General features: G+C 33.6%; 20 protein-coding genes. All 20 read left to right on the forward strand.

Features of this window, described 5'->3' with window-relative positions; all coding sequences use genetic code 11:
* Nucleotides 1-19: 19 nt before the first annotated feature.
* The 20 genes from LJY17_RS15255 to LJY17_RS15350 all read left to right on the forward strand — a co-directional run bounded on the left by LJY17_RS15255 (nt 20) and on the right by LJY17_RS15350 (nt 23,446).
* Nucleotides 20-5,236: a PAS domain-containing protein gene (locus LJY17_RS15255; protein ID WP_264544655.1), complete on the forward strand. Its 5,217-nt coding sequence runs from the start codon at nt 20-22 to the stop codon at nt 5,234-5,236.
* Between the two features lie 8 nt (nt 5,237-5,244).
* Nucleotides 5,245-6,864, forward strand: a complete 1,620-nt coding sequence (locus tag LJY17_RS15260) for an ATP-binding protein (RefSeq protein ID WP_264544656.1) — start codon at nt 5,245-5,247, stop codon at nt 6,862-6,864.
* Nucleotides 6,865-6,881: 17 nt separating this feature from the next.
* A complete protein-coding gene (locus LJY17_RS15265) occupies nt 6,882-7,823 on the forward strand; it encodes a sensor histidine kinase (protein WP_264544657.1) in 942 nt (313 codons plus the stop codon).
* Between the two features lie 138 nt (nt 7,824-7,961).
* Nucleotides 7,962-8,393 carry a response regulator gene (locus tag LJY17_RS15270; RefSeq protein ID WP_264544658.1) on the forward strand — a complete coding sequence of 144 codons (432 nt, stop codon included), beginning with the start codon at nt 7,962-7,964 and terminating at the stop codon, nt 8,391-8,393.
* Nucleotides 8,394-8,398: 5 nt separating this feature from the next.
* Nucleotides 8,399-9,388, forward strand: a complete 990-nt coding sequence (locus LJY17_RS15275) for a PAS domain S-box protein (protein ID WP_264544659.1) — start codon at nt 8,399-8,401, stop codon at nt 9,386-9,388.
* A 15-nt stretch (nt 9,389-9,403) separates the two neighbouring features.
* Nucleotides 9,404-9,787, forward strand: a complete 384-nt coding sequence (locus LJY17_RS15280) for a response regulator (RefSeq protein ID WP_264544660.1) — start codon at nt 9,404-9,406, stop codon at nt 9,785-9,787.
* A gap of 247 nt (nt 9,788-10,034) precedes the next feature.
* The gene (locus LJY17_RS15285; RefSeq protein WP_264544661.1) at nt 10,035-10,907 is read left to right on the forward strand and encodes an ABC transporter permease; all 873 of its coding nucleotides are present in this window, start codon (nt 10,035-10,037) and stop codon (nt 10,905-10,907) included.
* Between the two features lie 36 nt (nt 10,908-10,943).
* A complete protein-coding gene (locus tag LJY17_RS15290; protein ID WP_264544662.1) occupies nt 10,944-12,233 on the forward strand; it encodes an ABC transporter ATP-binding protein in 1,290 nt (429 codons plus the stop codon).
* 5 nt (nt 12,234-12,238) lie between these two features.
* Nucleotides 12,239-13,048, forward strand: coding sequence for a hypothetical protein (locus LJY17_RS15295; protein WP_264544663.1), 810 nt, complete (start codon nt 12,239-12,241; stop codon nt 13,046-13,048).
* Between the two features lie 5 nt (nt 13,049-13,053).
* Nucleotides 13,054-13,893: a glycosyltransferase family 2 protein gene (locus LJY17_RS15300; RefSeq protein WP_264544664.1), complete on the forward strand. Its 840-nt coding sequence runs from the start codon at nt 13,054-13,056 to the stop codon at nt 13,891-13,893.
* Between the two features lie 8 nt (nt 13,894-13,901).
* The gene (gmd, locus tag LJY17_RS15305; RefSeq protein ID WP_264544665.1) at nt 13,902-15,014 is read left to right on the forward strand and encodes a GDP-mannose 4,6-dehydratase; all 1,113 of its coding nucleotides are present in this window, start codon (nt 13,902-13,904) and stop codon (nt 15,012-15,014) included.
* Nucleotides 15,014-16,099 carry a GDP-L-fucose synthase family protein gene (locus LJY17_RS15310; RefSeq protein ID WP_264544666.1) on the forward strand — a complete coding sequence of 362 codons (1,086 nt, stop codon included), beginning with the start codon at nt 15,014-15,016 and terminating at the stop codon, nt 16,097-16,099. The genes gmd and LJY17_RS15310 overlap by 1 nt, the downstream gene beginning before the upstream one ends.
* Nucleotides 16,100-16,173: 74 nt before the next feature.
* The gene (locus LJY17_RS15315) at nt 16,174-16,752 is read left to right on the forward strand and encodes an acyltransferase (RefSeq protein ID WP_264544667.1); all 579 of its coding nucleotides are present in this window, start codon (nt 16,174-16,176) and stop codon (nt 16,750-16,752) included.
* Between the two features lie 6 nt (nt 16,753-16,758).
* Nucleotides 16,759-17,412 (forward strand): CatB-related O-acetyltransferase, encoded by a 654-nt coding sequence (locus tag LJY17_RS15320; protein ID WP_264544668.1) that lies wholly within the window; start codon nt 16,759-16,761, stop codon nt 17,410-17,412.
* 6 nt (nt 17,413-17,418) lie between these two features.
* Nucleotides 17,419-18,576, forward strand: a complete 1,158-nt coding sequence (locus tag LJY17_RS15325) for a glycosyltransferase family 4 protein (protein WP_264544669.1) — start codon at nt 17,419-17,421, stop codon at nt 18,574-18,576.
* A 331-nt stretch (nt 18,577-18,907) separates the two neighbouring features.
* The gene (locus tag LJY17_RS15330) at nt 18,908-19,873 is read left to right on the forward strand and encodes a glycosyltransferase family A protein (protein ID WP_264544670.1); all 966 of its coding nucleotides are present in this window, start codon (nt 18,908-18,910) and stop codon (nt 19,871-19,873) included.
* Between the two features lie 3 nt (nt 19,874-19,876).
* Entirely contained in the window at nt 19,877-20,818 is a 942-nt protein-coding gene (locus LJY17_RS15335; protein ID WP_264544671.1) for a glycosyltransferase family 2 protein, read from the forward strand.
* Nucleotides 20,818-21,729 (forward strand): PIG-L deacetylase family protein, encoded by a 912-nt coding sequence (locus LJY17_RS15340; protein ID WP_264544672.1) that lies wholly within the window; start codon nt 20,818-20,820, stop codon nt 21,727-21,729. Before LJY17_RS15335 ends, LJY17_RS15340 begins: the two co-directional genes overlap by 1 nt.
* The gene (locus tag LJY17_RS15345; protein ID WP_264544673.1) at nt 21,730-22,401 is read left to right on the forward strand and encodes a cytidylyltransferase domain-containing protein; all 672 of its coding nucleotides are present in this window, start codon (nt 21,730-21,732) and stop codon (nt 22,399-22,401) included.
* Between the two features lie 4 nt (nt 22,402-22,405).
* Nucleotides 22,406-23,446, forward strand: a complete 1,041-nt coding sequence (locus LJY17_RS15350; protein WP_264544674.1) for an N-acetylneuraminate synthase family protein — start codon at nt 22,406-22,408, stop codon at nt 23,444-23,446.
* Nucleotides 23,447-23,592: the final 146 nt, after the last annotated feature.

The following is a 23,592-nucleotide window of genomic DNA, read 5'->3' on the forward strand; positions in this document are numbered from 1 at the left end:
AAATAAGTAATAGTTTAACATGCCAAAAAAGAACGATAATAAAGAAGTTGAAAAACTCATCCTTGAATGTGAAACAGCAAAAATGTTCTTCGCAGGGGAAGAGACTTCCAGTTATGTGGTCTCATTAAAGGATGTTACAGAACAGGTTAAGATACAAGAACGATTAGTATTCAGCGAAAAACGATTCAAGGCATTGGTACAAGAAGGGGCTGATATGACAGCAGTCGTAAATCAGGAAGGTGTTTATCTTTATGTTAGCCCTAATTACCCAGATATTGTTGGCTATTCAGAAAATTATTTATTAGGCAAGTGTGCTTTCGATTTTGTTCATCCAGATGATTTGGAGCAAATCAAAGAAGAATTTGTTAGTTTGTTTTCAGAGAAAAGAGTTAAATCATCCATATACCGTTTTCAACATAAAAACGGAAATTGGTCTTTTTTTCAGAGCACAGGTTCTAATCTTCTTACCGACGAAACAATTCAGGGTATTGTAATTAATACGGTAGATATTTCCACTTTGGTTCATACTCAAGATGCTCTTAACCGAAGTAATGAACGATTCGAAGTTTTAATGAAAGCTGCTTCCGAAAGTATTTGGGACTATGATTTGCTTCATAATGAGTTTTTTTTGAGCAACGGTTTTAAAGAAAATTTTGGAATTGAAAGTAAAACACTTCAAGAAAACCATGAGCTCATTGTTAGCCACATTCATCCGTTTGATAAAGATAGGGTTCTTGATCTTTTTTATAATGTACTAAACCAAACCAATCAGGAAAAATGGGTTTGTGAATACCGTTTGATAAAATCAAATGGAGAAATAGCCTATGTAAAAGATGAAGCTGTTATTTTGAGAGATGAAAAAGGTACTGCTTATCGAGTTGTAGGGTCACTTAAGGACAATACATCAGAGTATTTTTATCATCAGTTTGATTTGTTGGAGAAGGAGATTATTGAAAATAGTATGTCTACTAATACTGATCTTAGGAGTATATTGACAACATATATAAAAAAATTAGAAAGTTTTTTTCCAGATATAAAAGCATCTGTAATGCGTATAAAGGATAATACACTTGAAAATCTGGCATCACCTTTCTTACCTCAAGAATATATTCGAAGTATAGAAGGTGTTATGATTGGCGACAATGTAGGATCCTGTGGAACTTCAGCACAATTAAAAGAGCAAGTCATTGTAACAGATGTTCTTAATGATGAACGTTGGAGACAATTCAAAAGTTTAGCAAGGGAACACAATATAAAAGCTTGTTGGTCTTATCCTATATTTAATTCAAGCGGTGCTGTAATCGCTACATTTGCCAATTACCCTGCAACAAATAGAATGCCAAATGCATTAGAAGAACATGTCATAGAACGTTCGCGACGATTAATATCGATTTTTATAGAAAAATTTGAATACATCAAAAATATTCAAAAAAGTAACGAACGCTATGAGCTTATTAATAAGGTTTCTAAAGATGCTATTTATGAATGGGATATTGTTTCAGATATTTTCTATTGGAATGAAAGTTTTTATTCGGTTTTTGGTTATTCGAAAGATAAAGGTGTTTTTCGTATTGCAGATTGGTCAAATTTAATGCATCCTTTAGATGATAAAAGGCTTAAAGAGAAATGGATTGCTTTTTTAAACGATTCAAACCGAACTAGGTGGACAAAAGAATTTCGATTCAAAAAAGCAGATAGCACTTATGCTTATGTTGAAGAAATAGGTCATTTAATTCGAGATAAAAACGGGAGACCTTTGCGAATGATTGGAGTATTGCGAGATGTTTCTTCTGCAAAACTTATTGAAAAGCAAAAACAACTACAGTATCAGGTGTCTCAGTTTTTCAAAACAGAAAATAATTTGAATGAAACACTATCGCAAGTTTTAAAGTTTCTTACAATTCAAGGCGAATTACAAACCGCTGAAATTTGGTTAACAAGTATTGATGAAAAATATTTGAATGTAATGTCTTCTTCACGATATGCTCAAACAACTAAAGCAGCTATTTTTTTTAATGAAAGCGACAATATAAATAAGCTAAAAAGCAGTGAAGGAATGCCAGGCCAAGTATGGAAAAAAGGTCAAGTTGAGATTTGGGATGATATAGATGAAAATTATTTATTCATTCGTAGAAATGCTGCAAAAAAAGCTGGTTTGAAAAGTGCGATGGCACTACCTCTTTTTCATAAAGATAAAGTAATTGGTGTTTTGTTAGTATGTTCCAGTACAAATAAATTCTTCACAAGATTATTGGTAGAACAATATGAATCATTACAATATAATTTAGGTGACGAAATTAAAAGAAAGCAACAGGAAGAGGAGATGTTTCTTTTATTTCATAGTGCGCCTGAAATTATGGCAATAGTTTCGCCTGACAGGTATTTTGTAAAGGTTAATCCCGCATTTTGTAATTTATTGGGTTATACTGAAAAGGAAATATTGGAACAACCCTTTGATAGTTTTATACATCCCAATGACTTGGTAAAAACTGACATAGAGTATTCAAAAGCTATTACTAGTCAAAAAAGAATATATAGTTCATTAAACAGATATCGTACAAAATCTGGTAATTATCGATGGATATCATGGACTTCTTCAAATACATTTGGTGACGAAAATCTTATTTTCGTTTATGGTAGGGATATGACAGAAATCATTGAGCTACAAGGATTGCTCGAAAATGCATCTAAATTGTCACGTGTTGGTGGTTGGGAAGTAGATGTAGTAAATAATTTACAGTATTGGTCTCCAATGACTAAGATTATTCACGAGGTGCCAGAGGATTTTCAAACAAATTTTTTTAATTCAATTAATTTTTATCGTGAGGATTTTAGAGATAAGGTCAAATCGTATGTACAAAATGCTATTGAAACTGGTGAGCCATTTGATTTTGAAGCTCCAATAATTACTTTGACAGGAAAAGAACGTTGGATTAGGGCAATTGGAAATGCTGAATTTTTTCAAGGTAAATGTATTCGCCTTTACGGTAGCTTTCAAGATATTCATGAGCGCAAGGTTACTGAATCAAGATTAAAAAATATCTCTGATAATGTGCCAGGAATTTTGTTTCAATACCATCTGTATCCAGACGGAACAGATAAGCTTTTGTATGTAAGTGGTGGTGCTGAAGAAGTTTGGGGGATTACATCAGAAGAGAGTATGAAGGATGCAAAAGGTATATGGGAAGGAATTAAAAAAGGAGGTGATTTTGAGATAGTTCGTAAGGATATATTAGAATCAAAAGAGCAATTAACACGTTGGCATTCTCGTTGGAAATATGTAAAACTAGATGGTAGTGTTCATTTTCATGAAGGTTATGGCAATCCTCAAAAAATGATAGACGGATCTATAGTTTGGGACTCTATTGTAATGGATATTACAGAGAAACATGACTTGGAAGAACTGGCTGAACGTATTTCTGTTATGGCTCGAATTGGAAGTTGGGAGCTAGATTTAGTTGATGGTAATATTAATGATATGTATTGGTCTTTTATGACACGTCAAATCATGGAAGTTGATTCTTCTTTTGAAACGACTTTGGTAAAAGCATTTGATTTTTTTCAAGGCGAATATAGATATCAGATTGAAACTGCAGTTAAAAGACTCATAGAATTAGGACAAACGTTTGATTTACAATTACTATTAACCACGGCAAAAGGAAACCTTAGGTGGGTTCGTTGTATTGGTAAATCAGATCGTATTGGATATCGATGTCTTAAAATTTACGGAAGTTTGCAAGATATTCATAATCAAAAAGTTACTGAAATTGAGTTGCAAAAATCTTTTGAAGAACGTAATAATATTCTTGAAAGCATAGGTGATGCTTTTTTTGCTGTAGATAAGAATTGGATAGTTACCTATTGGAATAAACAAGCAGAAAAAGTATTGCAGAAAAAGAAAAAGGAAATACTTGGAAAATCACTTTGGAAAATTTTTCCTGATGCGGTAGAACTTAGGTCGTATACTGAGTATAGTAAAGCGATGAAAACGGGTGAGGTTGTTCATTTTGAAGACTATTATCCGTATAGTAATCAATGGTTTGAGGTGAGTGCTTATCCTTCAGAGGAAGGATTGTCAGTTTACTTTAAAGATGTAAGTATTCGAAAAATAGCAGAAGAAGAAATTCGTCAAACTAATGAACGTTTTGAAAAAGTAACAGAAGCCACTAATGATGCGATTTGGGATTGGGATATACAAAATAATACCTATTACCGTAGTGAAGGTTTTGACAGACTTTTTGGTTACAAAATGGAAAAAGATATTGTTCCAGATGAATTTTGGAAACGTCATTTTTTTTCTGATGATGTTAGTAGAATTGCAAATAGTATTGATAAAGCTATAAAAGATCCAGAAATTAACATATGGAAAGAAGAATATAAGATTACAAGAAAAGATAGGAGTTCAGCTTACGTAATTGATAGAGGTGTTATTATTAGAAATAATCAAGGAAAAGCTTTACGAATGATAGGAGCTATGACAGATATAACCTATCGAAAAGAGTATGAAGAATCATTAAAAAGTCTTAATGCACAATTGGAAAAACAAACAAAAGATCTGATGATCTCTAATAAAGAATTAGAACAGTTTGCATACATCGCTTCACATGATTTGCAGGAACCACTTCGAATGGTGACAAGTTTTTTAAATCAGTTGAAAAGAAAATACAATGATCAACTTGATGAAAAAGCACACCAATACATTCATTTTGCAGTTGATGGGTCTTTACGAATGCGACAAATTATTTTAGATATATTAGAATTTTCAAGAGTTGGAAAACATGATGAAAACAAAGATGAAATTGATTTGAATGAAATTATTAATGAGGTTTGTCAGTTGCAACATAAGTTAATTGAGGAAAAAGAAGCTTTGATAAAATTTAAAAATCTCCCAATAGTTGTATCTTATCGTTCTCCAATTCTTCAAATATTTCAAAATTTAATTGGGAATGCATTAAAATATTCAAAAGATAATGTACCAGTTACCATAGAAGTAAGCGCAAAAGAAACTAGAAATGAATGGGAAATTGCTATAAAAGATAATGGTATAGGAATTAGTAAGGAATATCATGAAAAAATATTTATTCTCTTTCAACGTCTTCATGTTAATGAAGAATATAGAGGAACAGGCATAGGTTTAGCTATTGTAAAGAAAATTTTAGATAATTTAGGAGGAAGTATTTGGGTAGAATCTGAAGAAGGTTTGGGAAGTACCTTTTATTTCAAAATTCCCAAGTAATTAGATATATGAAGTCATTTTTAATTTTGAGTGATCTTTTAAAGACTCGACCTAATCGAAATGCGTGGATTGTTTTTATAGCTTCCCTATTAATTACACAAGGAATTGCTTATCGTATTTACAAAGTAGAAAAGGAAAATGAATTTCTTCAAGTAGAACGGGAAGCAGCAAATGTTAAAAATCAATTAGAGACAACACTTTATCAGAGTATTAATACTTCTAGGATAATTGGTTTTCTTATAGAGCGTGATTTAATTGATAATTATTTTGAAAATGTATCAAAGGAACTTATTAGTAAAAATAGTTTTGTTGATGCTTTGCAGTTAGTTAAAGATAGTACAATTATAAAAACCTATCCTTTAAAAGGAAATGAAGCAACAATCGGGTACTCAGTCTTTCGAAATTCATTCCATCGAAAAGAGGCTCTAAAGGCTTTAAAACGAAATGAGCTTTATTTTGAAGGTCCTATCAAATTAAAACAAGGTGGTGTAGGTATTGTAGGGCGATTACCTGTTTATCGCAATAATGTGTTTTGGGGGTTTTCAGCCGTGATTATTCGAAAAGAAACATTACTCAATGCGATTGGTATCGACAGTACAGGAAAAAATGATACTTACAGCTATCAATTTGTAAAATCAGATAAGGAAAGTGGAAATTCAGATTTGATGTTCAAGAACATGAAAGGTTTTAATAAAGGAGTATTTTTTAAAGAACATGTAAAAATAGGAGACTGGGATATTTATATCAAGTTAAATAATCCTCATTACTTAGATAGAGCTTTGCAATTTTCATTATTGGGGTTGTTGTTTTCCTTTTTATTTACCCTTTTTATGTGGCATCTTTCAGAACAGCCACAAAAGTTAAAATTGCTTGTTGAAAATAAAACCAAAGCTTTAGATAGGCTCAATAAAGAGTTAGAAGAAAGAGCTCATGAACTCACTATTTCCAATAAAGAATTAGAACAATTTGCCTATATCGCATCGCACGATCTGCAGGAGCCACTTCGAATGGTATCTACATTTTTAACTCAAATTGAGCGTAAATACTCACATGTTTTAGATGAAAACGGAAAAAAATACATTTATTTTGCTGTAGAAGGAGCTAAACGAATGCGATCCATAATATTAGATGTATTGGAGTTCTCTAGGGTTGGAAAATATATTGAAAAACCCGAAAAAATTGATTTAAATCAATTGTTGGATGAGGTTTGTATGGGACTTCAAAAAATAATTAAAGAAAAACAAGCCGTTATTACCTATGATGTTTTACCAGAGATTTTCACTTATCGTTCCCCAATGTTACAAGTGTTTCAGAATTTAATAGGAAACTCTCTTAAGTATTCTCGCGAAGGGGTGCATCCAATAGTTCACGTAGTAGTGGTAAGACATGATAATGAATGGCTTTTTTCAATAAAAGATAATGGTATTGGTATTGAAAAAGAATATGCCGAAAAAATATTTGTAATTTTTCAACGCTTACATTCAAAAGATCAATATTCAGGTTCTGGATTGGGATTAGCAATTGTAAAAAAAATAATAAACAACCTAGGAGGAATGGTATGGTTGGAATCTGAAGTAGGTCTGGGTACTACTTTTTACTTTACATTACCTTATAAAAATGATTTGTAGAACTAACCTTTTATGAAATGAAAGTTAAACCTGAAATGAAAATAACACTAATTTATTTAGTGTCAGGTATATTATGGATTTTGATTAGTGATCGATTTCTACTATTCTTCTTCAATGATTTTGAACTAAAAAAACTGACCTATCTGCAAAGCGTGAAAGGTTTCTTTTATGTAGCTTCAACAGCATTACTTCTTTTTTTATTATTAAGACGACAATATAAAATTATTAATGCAAAAGTAGAGCAACTAGAAAGATATACACAGGAATTAGAAATGTCTAACAAAGAACTCGAGCAATTTGCTTATGTCGCTTCACATGATCTTCAGGAACCGTTACGAACAATTATTAGTTTTATAACTAAATTAGAAACTGAGTATAAAGAAAAGTTTGATGAAAGAGGAAAACAGTATATTGGCTTTGCAGTATCGGGTGCTAAAAGAATGCGTACTTTAATACTTGATTTACTCGAATATTCTAAAATTGGGAAAGAAAAACAAAAAACTGAAATTCAAGATATAAACCAAATAGTACAAGAAATTTTATTGCTCCACCATGAGGTAATTACCCAAAAAAAAGCTCAAATTCATGTACAAAAACTGCCAGTAATTAATACAGATTCTTCAGCAATTTTTCAAATATTTCATCAGCTTATAGGGAATGCACTTAAATATACTAATGAAATGATTTTGCCTTCAATAACCATAGCGATTGAAGAAACAAATCATGATTGGATATTTTCAGTTGCAGATAATGGAATTGGAATTGAAAAACAGTATTTTAAGAAAATATTTCTTCTTTTTCAACGGTTGCATAGTAGTGAAGAATTTAATGGAAATGGAATAGGATTAGCAATTGTTAAAAAAAATGTAGACAAACTCAACGGAAGAGTTTGGGTAATTTCTGAAAAAGATAAAGGAGCTACTTTTTATTTTTCTTTAAAAAAGAAGAGTTTACAGTAATCGTTTTACAAAACAAAAGTGAAACCTTTCTATTATTTAGTTTCTCTATAAGTAAATTTATGTTAAATTTGTTAATATCAGTATTATTTTCCTTTAAAAGGTCTTAATCCAAATTCGTCAAAATTAAAAAATAGAAAAATGAAATCAGTAAATATTTTATTAGTGGAGGACAATGAAGGAGATATTGTTTTAACGATAGAAGCTTTAGAAGAAAGTAAAATAATAAACAGTATTAATGTAGTACGTAATGGTAAAGAGGCTATCGATTATGTTTTCAATGAAGGCAAGTATAAAGAAGCTTCGCAGCCCGATCTTATACTTCTAGATGTAAATTTACCTCTTAAAAGTGGTCATGAAGTCCTTATGGTAATTAAGGGAGATGACAGAACAAAACATATCCCGGTAATTATGCTTACTACTTCATCATCTGAAAGAGACATTAATCTCTCTTACAAACACTTTGTAAATTGTTATATTACTAAGCCTGTGGATTTAACAGATTTTTTTGAAGCTGTTGCCAGTATTGAACAATTTTGGTTTAATATTGTAAAATTACCTGTCAGAAAATAAAAATAATGCACAAGGATAGAAAAAAGTATACCTTAATTGTAGTCGAAGATAATGCTGGTGATTTCTTTCTTCTACAAGATTACTTGGATGAAATGATTTTGGCACCAGAAATTATTCATGTAGCCTCTTTCAAGGAATTAGATTCATTTTTTGCTACAAACTCTAAAGAGATTGATATTGTACTTCTGGATTTGAGTCTTCCAGACAAAAAAGGAGAGGAACTCATTAAAGATACCCTCGAAATTGTTGGTACTACACCAACAGTTGTACTTACAGGTTATCCTGATTTCTCTTTTGCAGTAAAATCTCTTGCCTTAGGAATCTCTGATTATCTTCTTAAAGATGATTTAAATGCAGCTACTCTTTATAAAAGCATTATTTACAATATTGAACGCAATAAAAATTTGGTCAAGTTAAAAGAATCAGAACATCGCTATTCAGATTTATTTCACTTGAGCCCTCAACCTATGTGGGTTTATAATCTTGATAATTACCAATTTCTGGATGTGAATTTAGCTGCAATTGATCATTATGGTTATACAACAGAAGAGTTTCAAACCATGCTTGTTACAGATATAGAATGTGATAGTTTTGAAAAAGATTTGATTTCTAATGAAATTTTTGTAAATTTTGAAGAGGTTTATAGACATAGGAAAAAGAATGGCGAAATCATATATGTATCCATCCAAAGCAATACTATTCCTTATAAAGAAAAAGAAGCCAAGGTTGTTTTAGTAAATGATATTACAGAAAGTATAAAACATCTTAAGGCTATTGAGGAACAAAATAAACGGCTCATGAAAATCGCATGGACTCAATCACACGTGGTTCGTGCTCCTTTAGCAAGAATTATGGGTCTTGTAAATTTGATTTCAGATGAAGGTATTTCCATAGAAGAAAAACTAGAAATGTTGTCGCATGTGTTGGATTCTGCAAATGAATTGGATGAAATCATTCGGGAAATTGTAAAGCAATCAAAATTGATTCTCCCTTAAAATTATGAAATCTATATGTTAAAAAAACATTTTTTTATCGTTGATGATGATCCAATAGCTATTATGATTCTAAAAAAACTATTGATAAAATGTGATTTTAATATTACCCCCTTATCTTTTAAAAATGGTGAAGAAGCATTAGATCATTTTAAAAATAACTATTCATCCAGCAATCAGTATATTGTTTTTCTAGATATTAATATGCCTATAATGAATGGATGGGAGTTTTTAAATTCTTTAGAGACTTTTACAACTCCAAATACAACAAGGGTTTTTTTAGTAACTTCTTCAGTAGATGAAACAGATAAAATCCGTGCGAATCAATCTCCTTTTGTGTCACGTTTTTTGTCAAAGCCTCTTTCAGTTGCTACTTTAGACGAGTTGATTAAAGTGAATTAGTAATATTTTACGGTTATAAAAATTAATTCAGAGATAAGGTCTTTTTAATTCATTTATTCTGGTATGTTTTTTTTGAAAAAGAATACAACGTAGGATATTAAAACTATAATTTTTTTTATTAATGTTGACTCTTCTAATAACGTTAAATTGCTCTTAGGTTACTTAAAGTTTAGTATATTTGACCTCTGTGATTTTACATGTTGCGCATTGAAGTAAATAGATTTCGCAGCTTATTTTAATTTAACAAATGAAGTATCAGGAGGATTTTAATGATAATGAATGGTTGTTTGAAATAACCCCAAAGAACAATTTTTTCCAACTCCCTTTTAAAGAAATTTGGCGTTACCGCGATTTGTTGCTGCTTTTTGTAAAGCGTGATATAGTAACAGTATATAAGCAAACCATATTAGGGCCGCTTTGGTATTTTATACAGCCCTTGTTTACAGCTATTATTTTTACCGTTATTTTTAATAGTATGGCTGGAATAGCTACTGGTTCAATTCCTCCCTTTTTGTTCAATTTAGCTGGAATTATCGTATGGAATTACTTCACTTCTTGTTTAAATGAAACCTCAGATACATTCAAGAAAAATGCTTCTATTTTTGGAAAAGTGTATTTTCCCAGAGTAATTATTCCAATATCGATTGTCATAACTAATTTGATAAAATTAGGAATACAGTCGTTCATTTTTGTTTGCTTTTATATATTTTATTTATTGAAAGGTATGGATAATACGTTGGGGATAAATCTTGTTTGGTATCCGTTCTTAGTTTTAATTATGGGGCTTTTGGGCTTAGGTTTCGGAATGATTATTTCTTCAATGGTAACAAAATATCGAGATTTGACTTTTTTGGTCTCTTTTGGCGTTCAATTGCTCATGTATGTATCGGCTGTTATGTATCCTATGGCCTTGTTAAAAGAAAAGTTGCCTCAATTGGGCTGGCTGATTGAATATAATCCATTAGCCTATGTTGTGGAAACATCCCGCTACCTTCTTTTAGGGGAAGGCGTTATTAGTTGGGGAGGATTATTGTATACGGTTGTGGTTTCTGTTACGGTATTCTTTTTAGGTTTGGTCATTTTTAATAAAACAGAAAAGAAATTTATAGATACCGTATAAGGCCTAAAGGAGTAGCGTTTTAAAAAAAACAGTTAAATGAAAGAGAAGGACATCATATTAAAGGTTGAGAATATTTCCAAGCAATATCGACTGGGTACTATAGGTACTGGGACATTAAGTCATGATTTGAATCGATGGTGGCATACAGTTCGAGGGAAAGAAGATCCGTATTTGAAAATTGGTGAGGCCAATGACCGAAGTACTAAAGGCAATAGCGAATATGTTTGGGCTTTGCAGGACATTAGTTTTGAGGTTGAAAGAGGAGATGTGCTGGGCGTTATTGGTAAAAACGGTGCTGGAAAGTCAACTTTATTGAAAATTTTGTCCAAGGTAACTGCGCCTACTACGGGTTCGATTAAATCCAGAGGACGTATTGCATCTTTATTGGAAGTTGGTACAGGTTTTAATCCCGAATTAACTGGAAGGGAAAATGTATTTCTCAATGGAGCCATTTTAGGAATGACCAAGAAAGAAATCGTTTCTAAAATGGATGAGATTATTGCCTTTTCAGGATGTGAACGTTACATTGATACTCCTACAAAGCGTTACAGTAGTGGTATGACCGTGCGTTTGGCGTTTGCAGTGGCTGCTTTCCTAGAACCTGAAATTTTAGTAGTCGATGAGGTTTTGGCTGTGGGTGATGCTGAGTTCCAGAAAAAAGCGATTGGTAAAATGCAGGACATTTCCAAAAGAGAAGGACGAACCGTTTTGTTTGTGAGTCATAACATGGCTGCTGTGAAAAGTTTGTGTACAAAAGGAATTGTTCTGGAACATGGAAAAGTGGTTTTTGATGGTGAAAGTAATGCTGCTGTAGATTTCTATCTAACCAATAATAGCAATAAAATTAATACGGACTTGTTGTCGAGAACAGATAGAAGAGGAAGTGGAGAATTAAAATTTTCATCAGTTTGTTTACTCAATGAAAAAGGAGATTCTGTATTAGAAATAGTTTCTGGGGATTCAGTTAGATTTAGGCTTGCTTTTGAGCAGTTAAAAAATACTTCTGCCGAAAATCTAGTTTTTGGAGTGGTGTTTAGAGATATTAACGAAGTAAAAGTTGCGGATTTTTATTCGGATGAGATGGGTATAACTTTCGACAAAGTACTTCAAAATGGGTATGTTGATTTAGAAATACCAAAACTACTATTGCGAGGAGGTGTGTACAGCTTGGATATTGTTGTTCAAAACGGGAAAATCGCAGTCAATCAAATTGATTTGTTGCATGATGTGTTTGAATTTAATGTTTTTCCGGGTGATTTTTGGAATTCCGGAAGGATAAACCGAGCAACCAATGTTGCGATTATAGACGCCCGATTTAGAGAATAAGCAGGATGAGCATTTTACTTAAAATAAAAAATAAAATCAAAAGTATGTTTGTTTCTCAGATAATTCATCCTGAAAACAGTGTACTGGCGGATCTTTTCGGGACCTATCCACAAGCCCTGATTTTGGGTTCCGGGCCTTCCATTAACAACTTGGATATATCCGTTTTTAAGGATGACTTTGTGATTACGATGGGGAATTTTTACGAACATCCTGATATCGAAAAGATCAATCCGAAGCTGCATATTTTTGCTGCCTCCCATCTGCCCATGACTGAAAAAGTACTGACAGACTGGTGGACCCGATGCCATGAGGTATTGCCGAAACAAACCCCGGTTTTAGTTGAAGCAAAAGACAAAATAAAGGCTCTTGAAGTTTTCAATGGACGAAAAATTTATACGTACTCTTATGGCGGAACATTACCGGTTGATTTTACAAAGAAAATCCTATCTCCTTGGAGTGTCACTATTGTAGGGCTGCAACTGGCGGTGTATTGCAAAATTCCCAAAATCGTTTTGTTGGGGATTAATCACGACTGGCAGTGCATTCAACCGTATACCCATTTTTACAATCACGAAAAACCTTCATTAGAATATTACCTTAAAAAAGAAGGGATAAAAATCAGTTACGAAGAACAAAAGCAACCTTTCCCTAAAGAACGGTTGTACCGCGAATATGAATTGTATCAGCAATATGAAAGCCTAAAAAAAGAAGCCGAAACAAAGGGATTACAAATTGTAAACGGTGATCCTTTTTCACATTTCGATGTGTTCCCTTTTGAAAAGCGTACCGATTTAATTCTCAACCAAAATCAATAACCAAATTGGAAAATATTCTCTTATCGGTAATTACCATTAATTATAACGATGCCGCTGGGCTGAAAAAAACCATGGACAGTGTGGTAAGCCAAACCTGGAAAGGATTTGAATACCTTGTTATTGACGGTGGTTCGACCGATGAAAGTCCGACGCTTATAGAAGCCTACAAACCGAATATCGCTTATTCGGTAAGTGAAAAAGACAAAGGGATTTACAACGCCATGAATAAAGGAATTAAAGCCGCTAAAGGGAAATACCTGCTGTTTTTAAATTCCGGTGATTACCTGGTTGATCCTACGGTTTTTGAAAACGTTTTCAGTAGTTTTGATTCCAATGCCGATTTTATATGTGGGCATTTGTGTTATGAACAGTCCGGAAAAGTTGTAGTTAAAGAGCATCCCGAACAAATGAGCTTTAGTTATTTGGTTTCGAAGACCGTTTACCATCCCAGCACGTTTATAAAAAGAACGCTGTTTGAACACTATGGCTTGTACAATGAAAACAATAAAATTGTTTCGGATTGGGAGTTTTTTTTCAAAGCTTTGGGATTAAATGGTGCCAGCTATCAAAAGCTGCATCATACGATTACCCATTTTGATATGAATGGTATATCCTCGGTTCATGAGGATAAGGTGCAGGAAGAGAAGCTTCGGGTTTTTAAAAATTACTTGCCTTATGTTTTCAATAATGAAAATGATCGCTATATTTTTGATAAGTTCAAGGAAACGAACAAACGGTTTCGAATGCTCCGTGAGATTGATAAACGATCTTTTTTCAGAAAATTTACTACCTTTCAGCTTTCAGCAATCACACTGCTGATGAAACTATTCGATAAGAGAAAATAATACAGACTATGAAAGTTGCATTTATAACAGGAGTAACCGGTCAGGACGGCGCATACTTGAGTGAGTTTTTATTAAAAAAAGGCTATATTGTTCACGGTTTGAAAAGACGTTCCTCTCAATTCAACACCGATAGAATCGACCATTTGTATCAGGATCCGCATATCGAGCACCGTAATTTCTTTTTACATTATGGAGACATGACTGACAGTACCAACCTGATTCGTCTTATTCAGGAAATTCAGCCCGATGAAATTTACAATTTGGCGGCGATGAGTCATGTGCACGTGTCTTTTGAGATACCGGAATATACCGGGAACGCAGATGGTTTGGGTACTTTACGCATTCTGGATGCCGTTCGGTTGTTAGGATTGGAAAAAAAAACAAAGATTTATCAGGCTTCTACTTCTGAATTGTATGGAAAAGTACAGGAAGTGCCTCAAACCGAAAACACTCCTTTTTATCCTCGAAGCCCTTATGCCGTTGCTAAAATGTATGCCTATTGGATAACGGTAAATTACAGGGAAGCCTACGGCATGTTTGCCTGTAACGGTATTTTGTTTAATCACGAATCACCCATTCGCGGGGAAACGTTTGTTACCCGAAAAATTACAAGAGCCGCAGCACGTATCGCTTTAGGATTGCAGGATAAGTTATATTTAGGAAACTTAGATGCGCAACGCGATTGGGGTCACGCCAAGGATTATGTACGAATGATGTGGATGATTCTACAGGCAGAACAACCGGAAGATTGGGTAATCGCTACCGGAAAAACAACAGCAGTTCGCGAGTTTGTAAAGATGGCATTTGCCGAAGTAGGTATTGAACTGGTCTTTAAAGGATCCGGAGCCGATGAAAAAGGCCATGTGGCCCAATGTTCAGATCCGCGTTTTCAGTTAGCTGAAGGGACTGAGGTAATAGCAGTTGATCCAAAATATTTCCGACCAACCGAAGTAGATTTGTTAATAGGTGATGCCAGCAAAGCCAAAAACAAACTGGGTTGGGTACCGGAATATAATTTACAGGATTTGGTGACCGATATGATGCAAGGCGACTTGAAACTGATGCAAAAAGAAGTGTATTTAAAGCAAGGCGCTTTTGAAACGAAGAATTATTTCGAATAATGGACAAACATTCCAAAATATATGTTGCCGGACATCGCGGATTGGTAGGCAGTGCCATAAAGAAAAATCTGGAGGCTAAAGGATTTACCAATATTCTGGTGCGGACGCATGCCGAACTCGATTTGACCGATGCGAAAGCAACCGCTGATTTTTTTGGTACAGAAAAACCCGAATATGTATTTCTGGCCGCTGCCAAAGTGGGCGGTATTGTGGCGAATAACACCTATCGGGCCGATTTTATTTATGAAAACCTGATGATCCAGAACAATGTGATTCATCAGAGTTATGTGCATGGGGTGAAAAAATTGTTGTTTTTGGGAAGTACTTGTATTTATCCGAAAAATGCACCACAACCTTTAAAAGAAGATTACCTGTTAACGGGTGCTTTAGAATACACCAATGAGCCTTATGCCATCGCTAAAATAGCAGGTATCAAAGCCTGTGAGAGTTATAATCTGCAATACGGCACTAATTTCATGTCGGTGATGCCGACTAATTTATATGGCCCGAATGATAATTTTGATTTGGAAAAATCGCATGTGCTTCCGGCATTAATCCGAAAAATCCATTTGGGAAAAGCATTGGAAAATAACGATTGGGAAACCATTCAGTCGGATTTAAATCGTTTGCCAATACGGGGAATTGACGGACAGGCTTCGCAAGCTGAAATTTTACAAGTATTGCGTTCTTTTGGCATTTCAAAAAATAATGAAACTGTTGTTGTCGAAATCTGGGGTTCTGGTAAACCGATGCGCGAATTTTTATGGTCGGAAGACATGGCCGATGCTTGTGTTTTTTTAATGGAAAACCGTGATTTTTCGGATTGTGTTACTTCAACAGAAGAAATCCGGAATACGCACCTGAATATTGGCACCGGAAGTGATATTTCAATTGCCGATTTAACGCAACGCATCAAAGCAACCGTTGGGTTTAAGGGATTGTTTGTTTTTAATGCCGAAAAACCCGACGGGACGATGCGAAAGCTAACGGATGTAAGTAAGCTGAATGCCTTGGGGTGGAAACATCAGGTTGATATCGAAGAAGGAGTGAACAAAATGTACCGTTGGTATACACAGGAAAAATAAATATGTTTTTATCAAAAACCGTTTCGTTGTATAAGAAGTGTAAAAAGGCAGAAAGTAATTTCGTAATTTCCTTTATGAAGCATTTCGCCTATAGGATTTTGTATTCTAAAAATTTCATCCTGCACCATAAAGTGTCAGTGAAAGGAATTACGAATATCGAAACCAATGACCGGCTTGATATAGGAATGAGTTACATTGGGTTTATGCACAAAACGCATAGAACTTATCTCAATATTCAGGGTAAACTGAAATTAAACGGACCGTATTCCATAGGAAGAGGGTGTCGTTTCGACATCGCTGAAAAAGCCGTTATGTCGATTGGAAAAGGTGGGTATATTAATGTGAATTCGACTTTTATCATTATGCACGGACTTACCATTGGGGATTACTGCGTTATTTCATGGGACTGTCAGTTTTTGGATGAGGATTTTCATGATATTGATTACGAAGGTAAAACGATAACCCCAAACGAAATTACAATTGGTAATAACGTATGGATTGGTTGCGGGGTTAAAATTTACAAAGGTTCCGTTGTGCCGGACGGCTGTGTTATTGCAGCCAATTCGATTGTTAGAGGTGTTTTTACAAAGCAAAATACCTTAATCGCTGGGCATCCTGCAAAAGTTATTAAAGAAGAAATTAATTGGAAATAATTGGGTATGTTTAAAAAAATAGCCTCTAAAATTTTACTACGACTTGTACCGCAATTAGCACCCATACTAAGAGGGAAAGTAGCTTTGCAGTGGATTGAAAATATCGAACAGGATGTAGAACGGGATACTTTAACAAAATTACATCCGCCCTACACAATAATGCATTCTAAAATTGGTAAAGGAACCTATGTTTCTGCCAATTCAAAAATAGTAAACACCACCATCGGTAAATTTTGCTCGATTGGACCTAATTTAGTTTGCGGTTGGGGGATCCATCCTACTAACGGCATTTCTACCAGTCCTTATTTTTACAGTACAGCGAAACAAAACGGCAGTACCCTTGCGACAAAAAAATTAGCTGAAGAACGTAAACCGATTACCATTGGCAACGATGTGTTTATTGGGGCTAATGTAACCATTTTGGATGGGGTGACTATTGGCGATGGTGCTGTTATCGGAGCTGGTGCTGTGGTTTCCAAAGACATTCCGGATTATGCCATTGCGGTTGGCAGCCCGATTCAGATTAAAAAATATCGTTTTACCCAAGAACAAATTGTAAAATTAAAAAAGATAGCCTGGTGGGATTTTGATGAGGAAAAGTTAAAGGAAATAAATACTCTTTTTTTTGATGTTGATGCTTTTATACATCAGAACCAATAAATTCAGATGAAAAAGAAAATACTCATTGCAGGACCCATAGGTGATTTTGGAGGAAGGGAATTAGAAGTTAATATTATTGCTAATGCATTGAAAAGCGATTTTGATGTGAGTGTCTTATCTACAGGTTATATGACAGGACACTCTTTTGCATTAAAAAATTTAAATTCTATTAAATGGGAGTCAGTCCCAAAAAAAATAATTTCAAAAAATTTTCTACTTTTTTTTCTAAGTTTTTTTACTAAAATTGTAAATAGAGGTAAGCTTAAAAATTATGCTTATTTGAAAAATTCAATTTCAAAAAAACTTTTTGATTTAGATAAACTATATCAGAATGAAATTGAAAAGCAAATAAAGGAATCAGATTTAGTGTTGTTATGCGTGCAATTAACATCAAAATTTTTACCAGAAATAGTTTCGTTTTGTGAAAGAAGAAATATCCCATGTTTGGTTCGGACAACGGGAACAATCAGAGAAGTGTCTATATTAGATTTGTCTTTTTTAAAAAAGGTAAGTATGTTTATTCATCATTCTGAAAAAAACGCTTATAATTTAAATAAGCAAATTAATTTACCTTATATCATTATAGATCAATGTGCTCTAAATGAAGATAAATTTTTAGCCTCGGAAATTAAATTAAATAAAGATTTGCGTTTTGGTTATCTTGGAAGACTTACTTCAGAAAAAGGAATTTTACCAACTGCTGAATTTTTTTCTAAAACAAATTTACCTTTTGTAATTGCTGGTGATGGTAATCAAAAGAAAGAACTTTTGGAGATTATTGCAGATAAATCTAATTGTAAATTTATGGGGTCACTAATAAACGAAAATTTAAATTTATTTTTTAATGAAATTGATGTATTAGTTATTCCTTCGTATGAAGAATCAGGACCTTTAGTTGGTTTAGAAGCCATGGCGGCTGGGAAAATTATTATTTCTACAAAAGTAGGAGCTATGGAAGAACGTTTAAACAAACTTCATTGTTTTTGGTTTCAAATTGAAGATTTGTCTACACTTGAATTAGCCATAAGACAGGTTCTAAGTTTAAATGAATCTGAAAGATTAATGATTTCAAAACATAATAGGGAACGGTATTTAGATTATTATTCAATAGCATCCATAACGGAGAAATATTTAGAATCTTTAAACAAAATCAAAAGTTTTTAATATCAAGTTATTATACTGTTTTTTCATTTTTATAATTCTGTTAATTACGTTTTTTTATAAATAGTCTTTTTATTGGTTCGTCATAAAAAAAAAATAAAAACCCTAAACGGTTTAATGTTGTTATCCAGTTATTTTTTCGGATAAGCTTAACGTAACCAATTAGAATTTTATTAATTTACCTATTGACAAAAGTAGTTTTTATAATTGTGAATATTTAAATAAAAAGATGTAGCAATTTTTTCTAAAATTTTAAATAAAGAGTTTTAAAAAAAACATTTTTAGCAGTAAAATATTTTTTCATCATATTTTTCTTAAATAATATAATTTTCTAATGCGAATAGGAACTAATCCTGAAAAACAAAAGGCAAAACAATTGAATTACAAAAAGCACAGGGTAATAATTCCTGTGTATATTCCTGATGATGCCCATGATTATTTTAAGAATCTTGCGGAAGTTTTTTATGCGTCAATACAGTCACTGTTGCAAACCATAGATCCCAAAAATACTGCAATAACAATAATCAATAACAATTCAAAGAAAGAAGTTGGTGCTTTTATTGAGGCGTTACTCCTGCAAAAAAGAATAGATAAATACATAGTTTATTCAGAAAATAAAGGTAAAGTGTATTCCGTTTTACAGGAAGCCCGTTCGTCTTATGAAGATTTTATTACCATTGCTGATGCCGATGTTTTCTTTTTTACAAATTGGCAAAATGAGGTTCATCAGGTATTTGATACATTTAAAAAAATAGGGGTTGTTGGTTTAACTCCAGATCCGCATATGGCTTTTTATTGTAATAATTCATTGTTTTTTGGTTCTTTTTTTTCTGTTAATAAGGGTAAAGTTGTGAACGATTTTGATTTGGAACTTTTTGAAGAAGGAATTAATAAAAAAGATTTTTTCATATCAAAAAATAACAATTGGAAACAAAAACAGTATTATCTGAATAAAAAAGGAGTGAAAGTGGTTATTGGGGCAAGTCATTTTGCTTCCACATACAGAAAACAGGTATTTACTGAAATGAAATTAGAAAAGCCTATTTTTGTTTTTCCTGGAGGAGAACTGAAATTTATTGATACACCAATTGACAAGCTTGGATATTACAGAGTTTCACTAATCAAAGCTTTTGCCTATCATATGGGAAACAATGTTAAACAGGAATTGTTACAATCCTCCTTGGAAAATAAAAAACTGGTTTGTTCAAACACTAGTTTAACTGCTTTAAAACCTTTAGTTTTACCGTATATTATTAAAATTTTTTTTACACGGATTTTTCGAAAATTACTACAGGCATAAACAATGAATAATAATAATTTAGTTTCAATAATAATTGCGACTTACAATCGAGCCGGTTTGATTAAGGAAACACTCGATAGTGTAAGAGATCAAACGTATACGGATTGGGAGTGTATTGTAGTCGACGACGGCTCTTCAGACGATACAGAGCAGGTCGTTTCAGAATATATGGCTATTGATTCCCGTATAAAATTTTTCAATAGACCGTTACATATTCCTAAAGGGCCAAATGGAGCTAGGAATTACGGTATTGATAAATCTAGCGGAAAGTATATTATGTCTTTGGATTCTGATGATTGGTTGTTGCCCAATCATATAGCAGTAAAAATTAAAGTTTTTGATGAAAACCCTACTGCTGATGGTGTGCTTTCAAAAACAATTATGACAAACGATGCTAAAGAAGAAATTAAAAGAGAGCACCGTACAAAATTGTCGGATAATTTAATCGAAGATTTTATTACGTTAAAAATTTCTTGGTACATGCACGATATCATGTGGCGGAAGGAATTTTTGGAAGGAAAAATGCTGTACAATGAAAAATTGCTCAAATGGTTAGACCGTGATTTTCATATAAGAAGATTGGCAGAAAAACCTAAATTGGTTTTAGCTGATACATATCTTACCTTATACCGTATTCATTCGGATTCTAATTCATCAAATGCAAAGTACACTGTGTTGGAAACAAGACATAGGGCAGTACTGGATATACTTGATTTGCTGCAGGGAAAAAAAATGTTAAACTCGACTATAAAACTATTTTTTTTTAAATTTCAAGTGCAAAATTTAATAGTGCTTTATGAGAGCCCTGACTTTTTTAAATTGTATTGGTTGCTAATAAAAAAAACCTTCATTTTTAATTTAAAATACCTTATTTGGATTTCTAAGCTCATTATAGGCTATTGCTCGTTTAAATTAACAGGAAGAGGTTTAAAAATAATACGATAATGATAAGAAGAATATTAAATAAACTGGAAAGTATATATTATTACAGATATTTTTCGAACGTTAAGCATGGTGCAACTAATACGCTTTTAAAAAAGATTTATAAGTCTACAGATATCTTATTTATAGAAAAAGTATTTCAATTGGATTTTTTTAGAGAAATTATAGATCCGTTACCGCTTCAAATTCAAACTTTAAAGAACGTACTTGTTATAGCTCCGCATCAGGATGATGAAGTTATAGGTCTTGGAGGAACATTACTTAAGTTAAAAAATGTAGAATGCAGTGTTACATTGGTTTTCTTAACTGATGGAGCCAATGCATTGAATCCATCCGAGACAAAAAAAATAAGATCGGAAGAAGCTAAAAAAGTAGCACTGAAATTAAATGCCGATTGTATTGAAATTGGTATTCCCAATAATACAATGGAAATAAAATGCGAGCACTTAGAACAAATGGTGTCAGTGTTTAACAGTAAAAAATGGGATAGTGTTTTTACAGTTTGGCCAATGGATTACCCTCCAAAGCATAGAATTTGTGCCTTATTTGTCCAAAAAGCACTGACAAAGGTTAAAAAACCAGCTTTTTCAATGTTTTTATACTCTGTACATACCGAAATAATTCCTAATTTTTTTGTTGATATTACTTCAGAGGAAGCTGAAAAACAAGAATTACTAAGTTGCTACGAATCCCAGTTGGTAGCTCAGGCATACGATCATTTAACTATAGCTCGCGATGCTTGGAGTTCTAGATTTTTATCAGTAAGCAAAGAAAAAAGGTATGTGGAAGTCTTTTTTAAAGTTAATATAGATGAATACAATAAAATAATTTCTATTTTTCATAATGTGAACACACATGAATTATTTAAGGGTCATGAGATTTGTATAAATTCATATAATTTATTTTTGAAATAGTTGAATAAGAAAAAAACCATCGCCATCATACCCGCACGAGGCGGTTCCAAACGCTTACCTGGTAAGAATATAAAATTACTGGGCGATTTGCCGTTGTTGGTGCACAGTATTCGATATGCCCAACAGCATGAGTTTATTGATGCAGTTTACGTTTCTACCGATGATGCCGCGATTAAAAATGTTACATTAACTTATGGTGCCAAAGTTGTAGACCGTCCAGAAAATCTTTCCGGAGATTTTGAGCCAACGGTTTCCGCTTTGAAACATGTTTTGGAAGTTGTGGGAGCAGGTGTCGAAAATGTAATTCTTTTGCAGGTAACCAATCCGCTTCGACCGGATACCTTACTCAAACAAGCTTTTTTGAAGTACAAAGAAGGCGAGTACGACAGTTTGTTTACCGTAACGCGAAACCATCAGAAATTTGGTAAGATTGCAAACGATAAATTTATTCCGTTTAATTATGAAATTGGACAACGCAGCCAAGATTTAGAACCTTTATATTACGAAAATGGGTTGCTTTATATTACAAAAGCATCCGTTATACTTCAAAATGAAATCATTACAAAAGAAGCATTTCCGTTAGAAGTAAATCATCCTTTTGCTGATGTAGATATCGATACACAAGAAGATTTTGATTACGCAGAATTTCTTTTAAATAAAACTAATAACTGAACATATGAATCCCTATATAGAAATTGCCGGAAGAAAAGTTGGCCCCGATTTTCCACCTTTAGTTATTGCCGAAATCGGTATCAATCACGAAGGGTCGCTGCAGGTAGCCAAAGAAATGGTAGATGCTGCTCACAGAGCGGGTGTTGAGGTAGTAAAACACCAAACCCATATTGTAGCCGATGAAATGAGCGGTGCAGCCAAGAAAGTGATTCCGGGTAATGCCGATGTGTCCATTTATGAAATCATGGAGCGTTGCGCCTTAAACGAAGCAGAAGAACTGGAATTAAAAAACTATGTAGAAAGCAAAGGAATGATTTTCATTTCCACGCCTTTTTCCCGTGCGGCTGCAGAGCGTTTGAAGAAATTTGATATTCCGGCTTATAAAATTGGGTCTGGGGAATGTAACAACTATCCGTTATTGGAACATATCGCTTCTTTTGGAAAGCCGGTAATTTTAAGTACCGGGATGAATACCATTGAAAGCATTCGTAAAGCGGTCGCTATTTTCGATAAGCATAAGGTTCCGGTTGCGCTCCTGCATACTACCAATTTGTATCCAACGCCGATTCATTTGGTGCGTTTCGGCGCGATGATGGAAATGCACGAGGCTTTTCCTGATAAGGTTTTCGGCTTGTCCGATCATACGTTAAACAATAATGCCTGTTTGGGAGCTGTGGCTTTGGGTGCTTCGATATTAGAACGTCATTTTACCGACCACATGAACCGCACCGGACCGGATATCGTTTGCAGTATGGACGAACAGGCAACGAAAGAACTGATTGTAAACAGTGCCGAAATGGCTTTAATGCGAGGCGGTACAAAAAAACCGGCGGATGAAGAACAGGTGACCATCGATTTTGCTTTTGCTACGGTTTGTTCCATTGCGCCCATTAAAAAAGGCGAGGTCTTGACCAAAGAGAATATTTGGGTAAAGCGTCCGGGAACCGGTAAGATCTTAGCGGAACATTTTGAAAGTCTTTTAGGAAAAACAGCCACTCGTGATATTGCGAGCGACAAACAATTGGATTGGTCTGATTTTCAATAGGTTCTCAGTGCACTTTTGCTTCATTGCATTACGCAAAACCACTCGAACTGACGGCATAGATTTGTTTTTTACGTCACTTCGAGTGTTTTATGGAGTGTTAACGGAATAAAATGTATCGAGAAGTCTTGTACTCTAAGTAGTTACTT

It is taken from the genome of Flavobacterium hankyongi, from assembly GCF_036840915.1.
GTDB lineage: Bacteria > Bacteroidota > Bacteroidia > Flavobacteriales > Flavobacteriaceae > Flavobacterium > Flavobacterium hankyongi.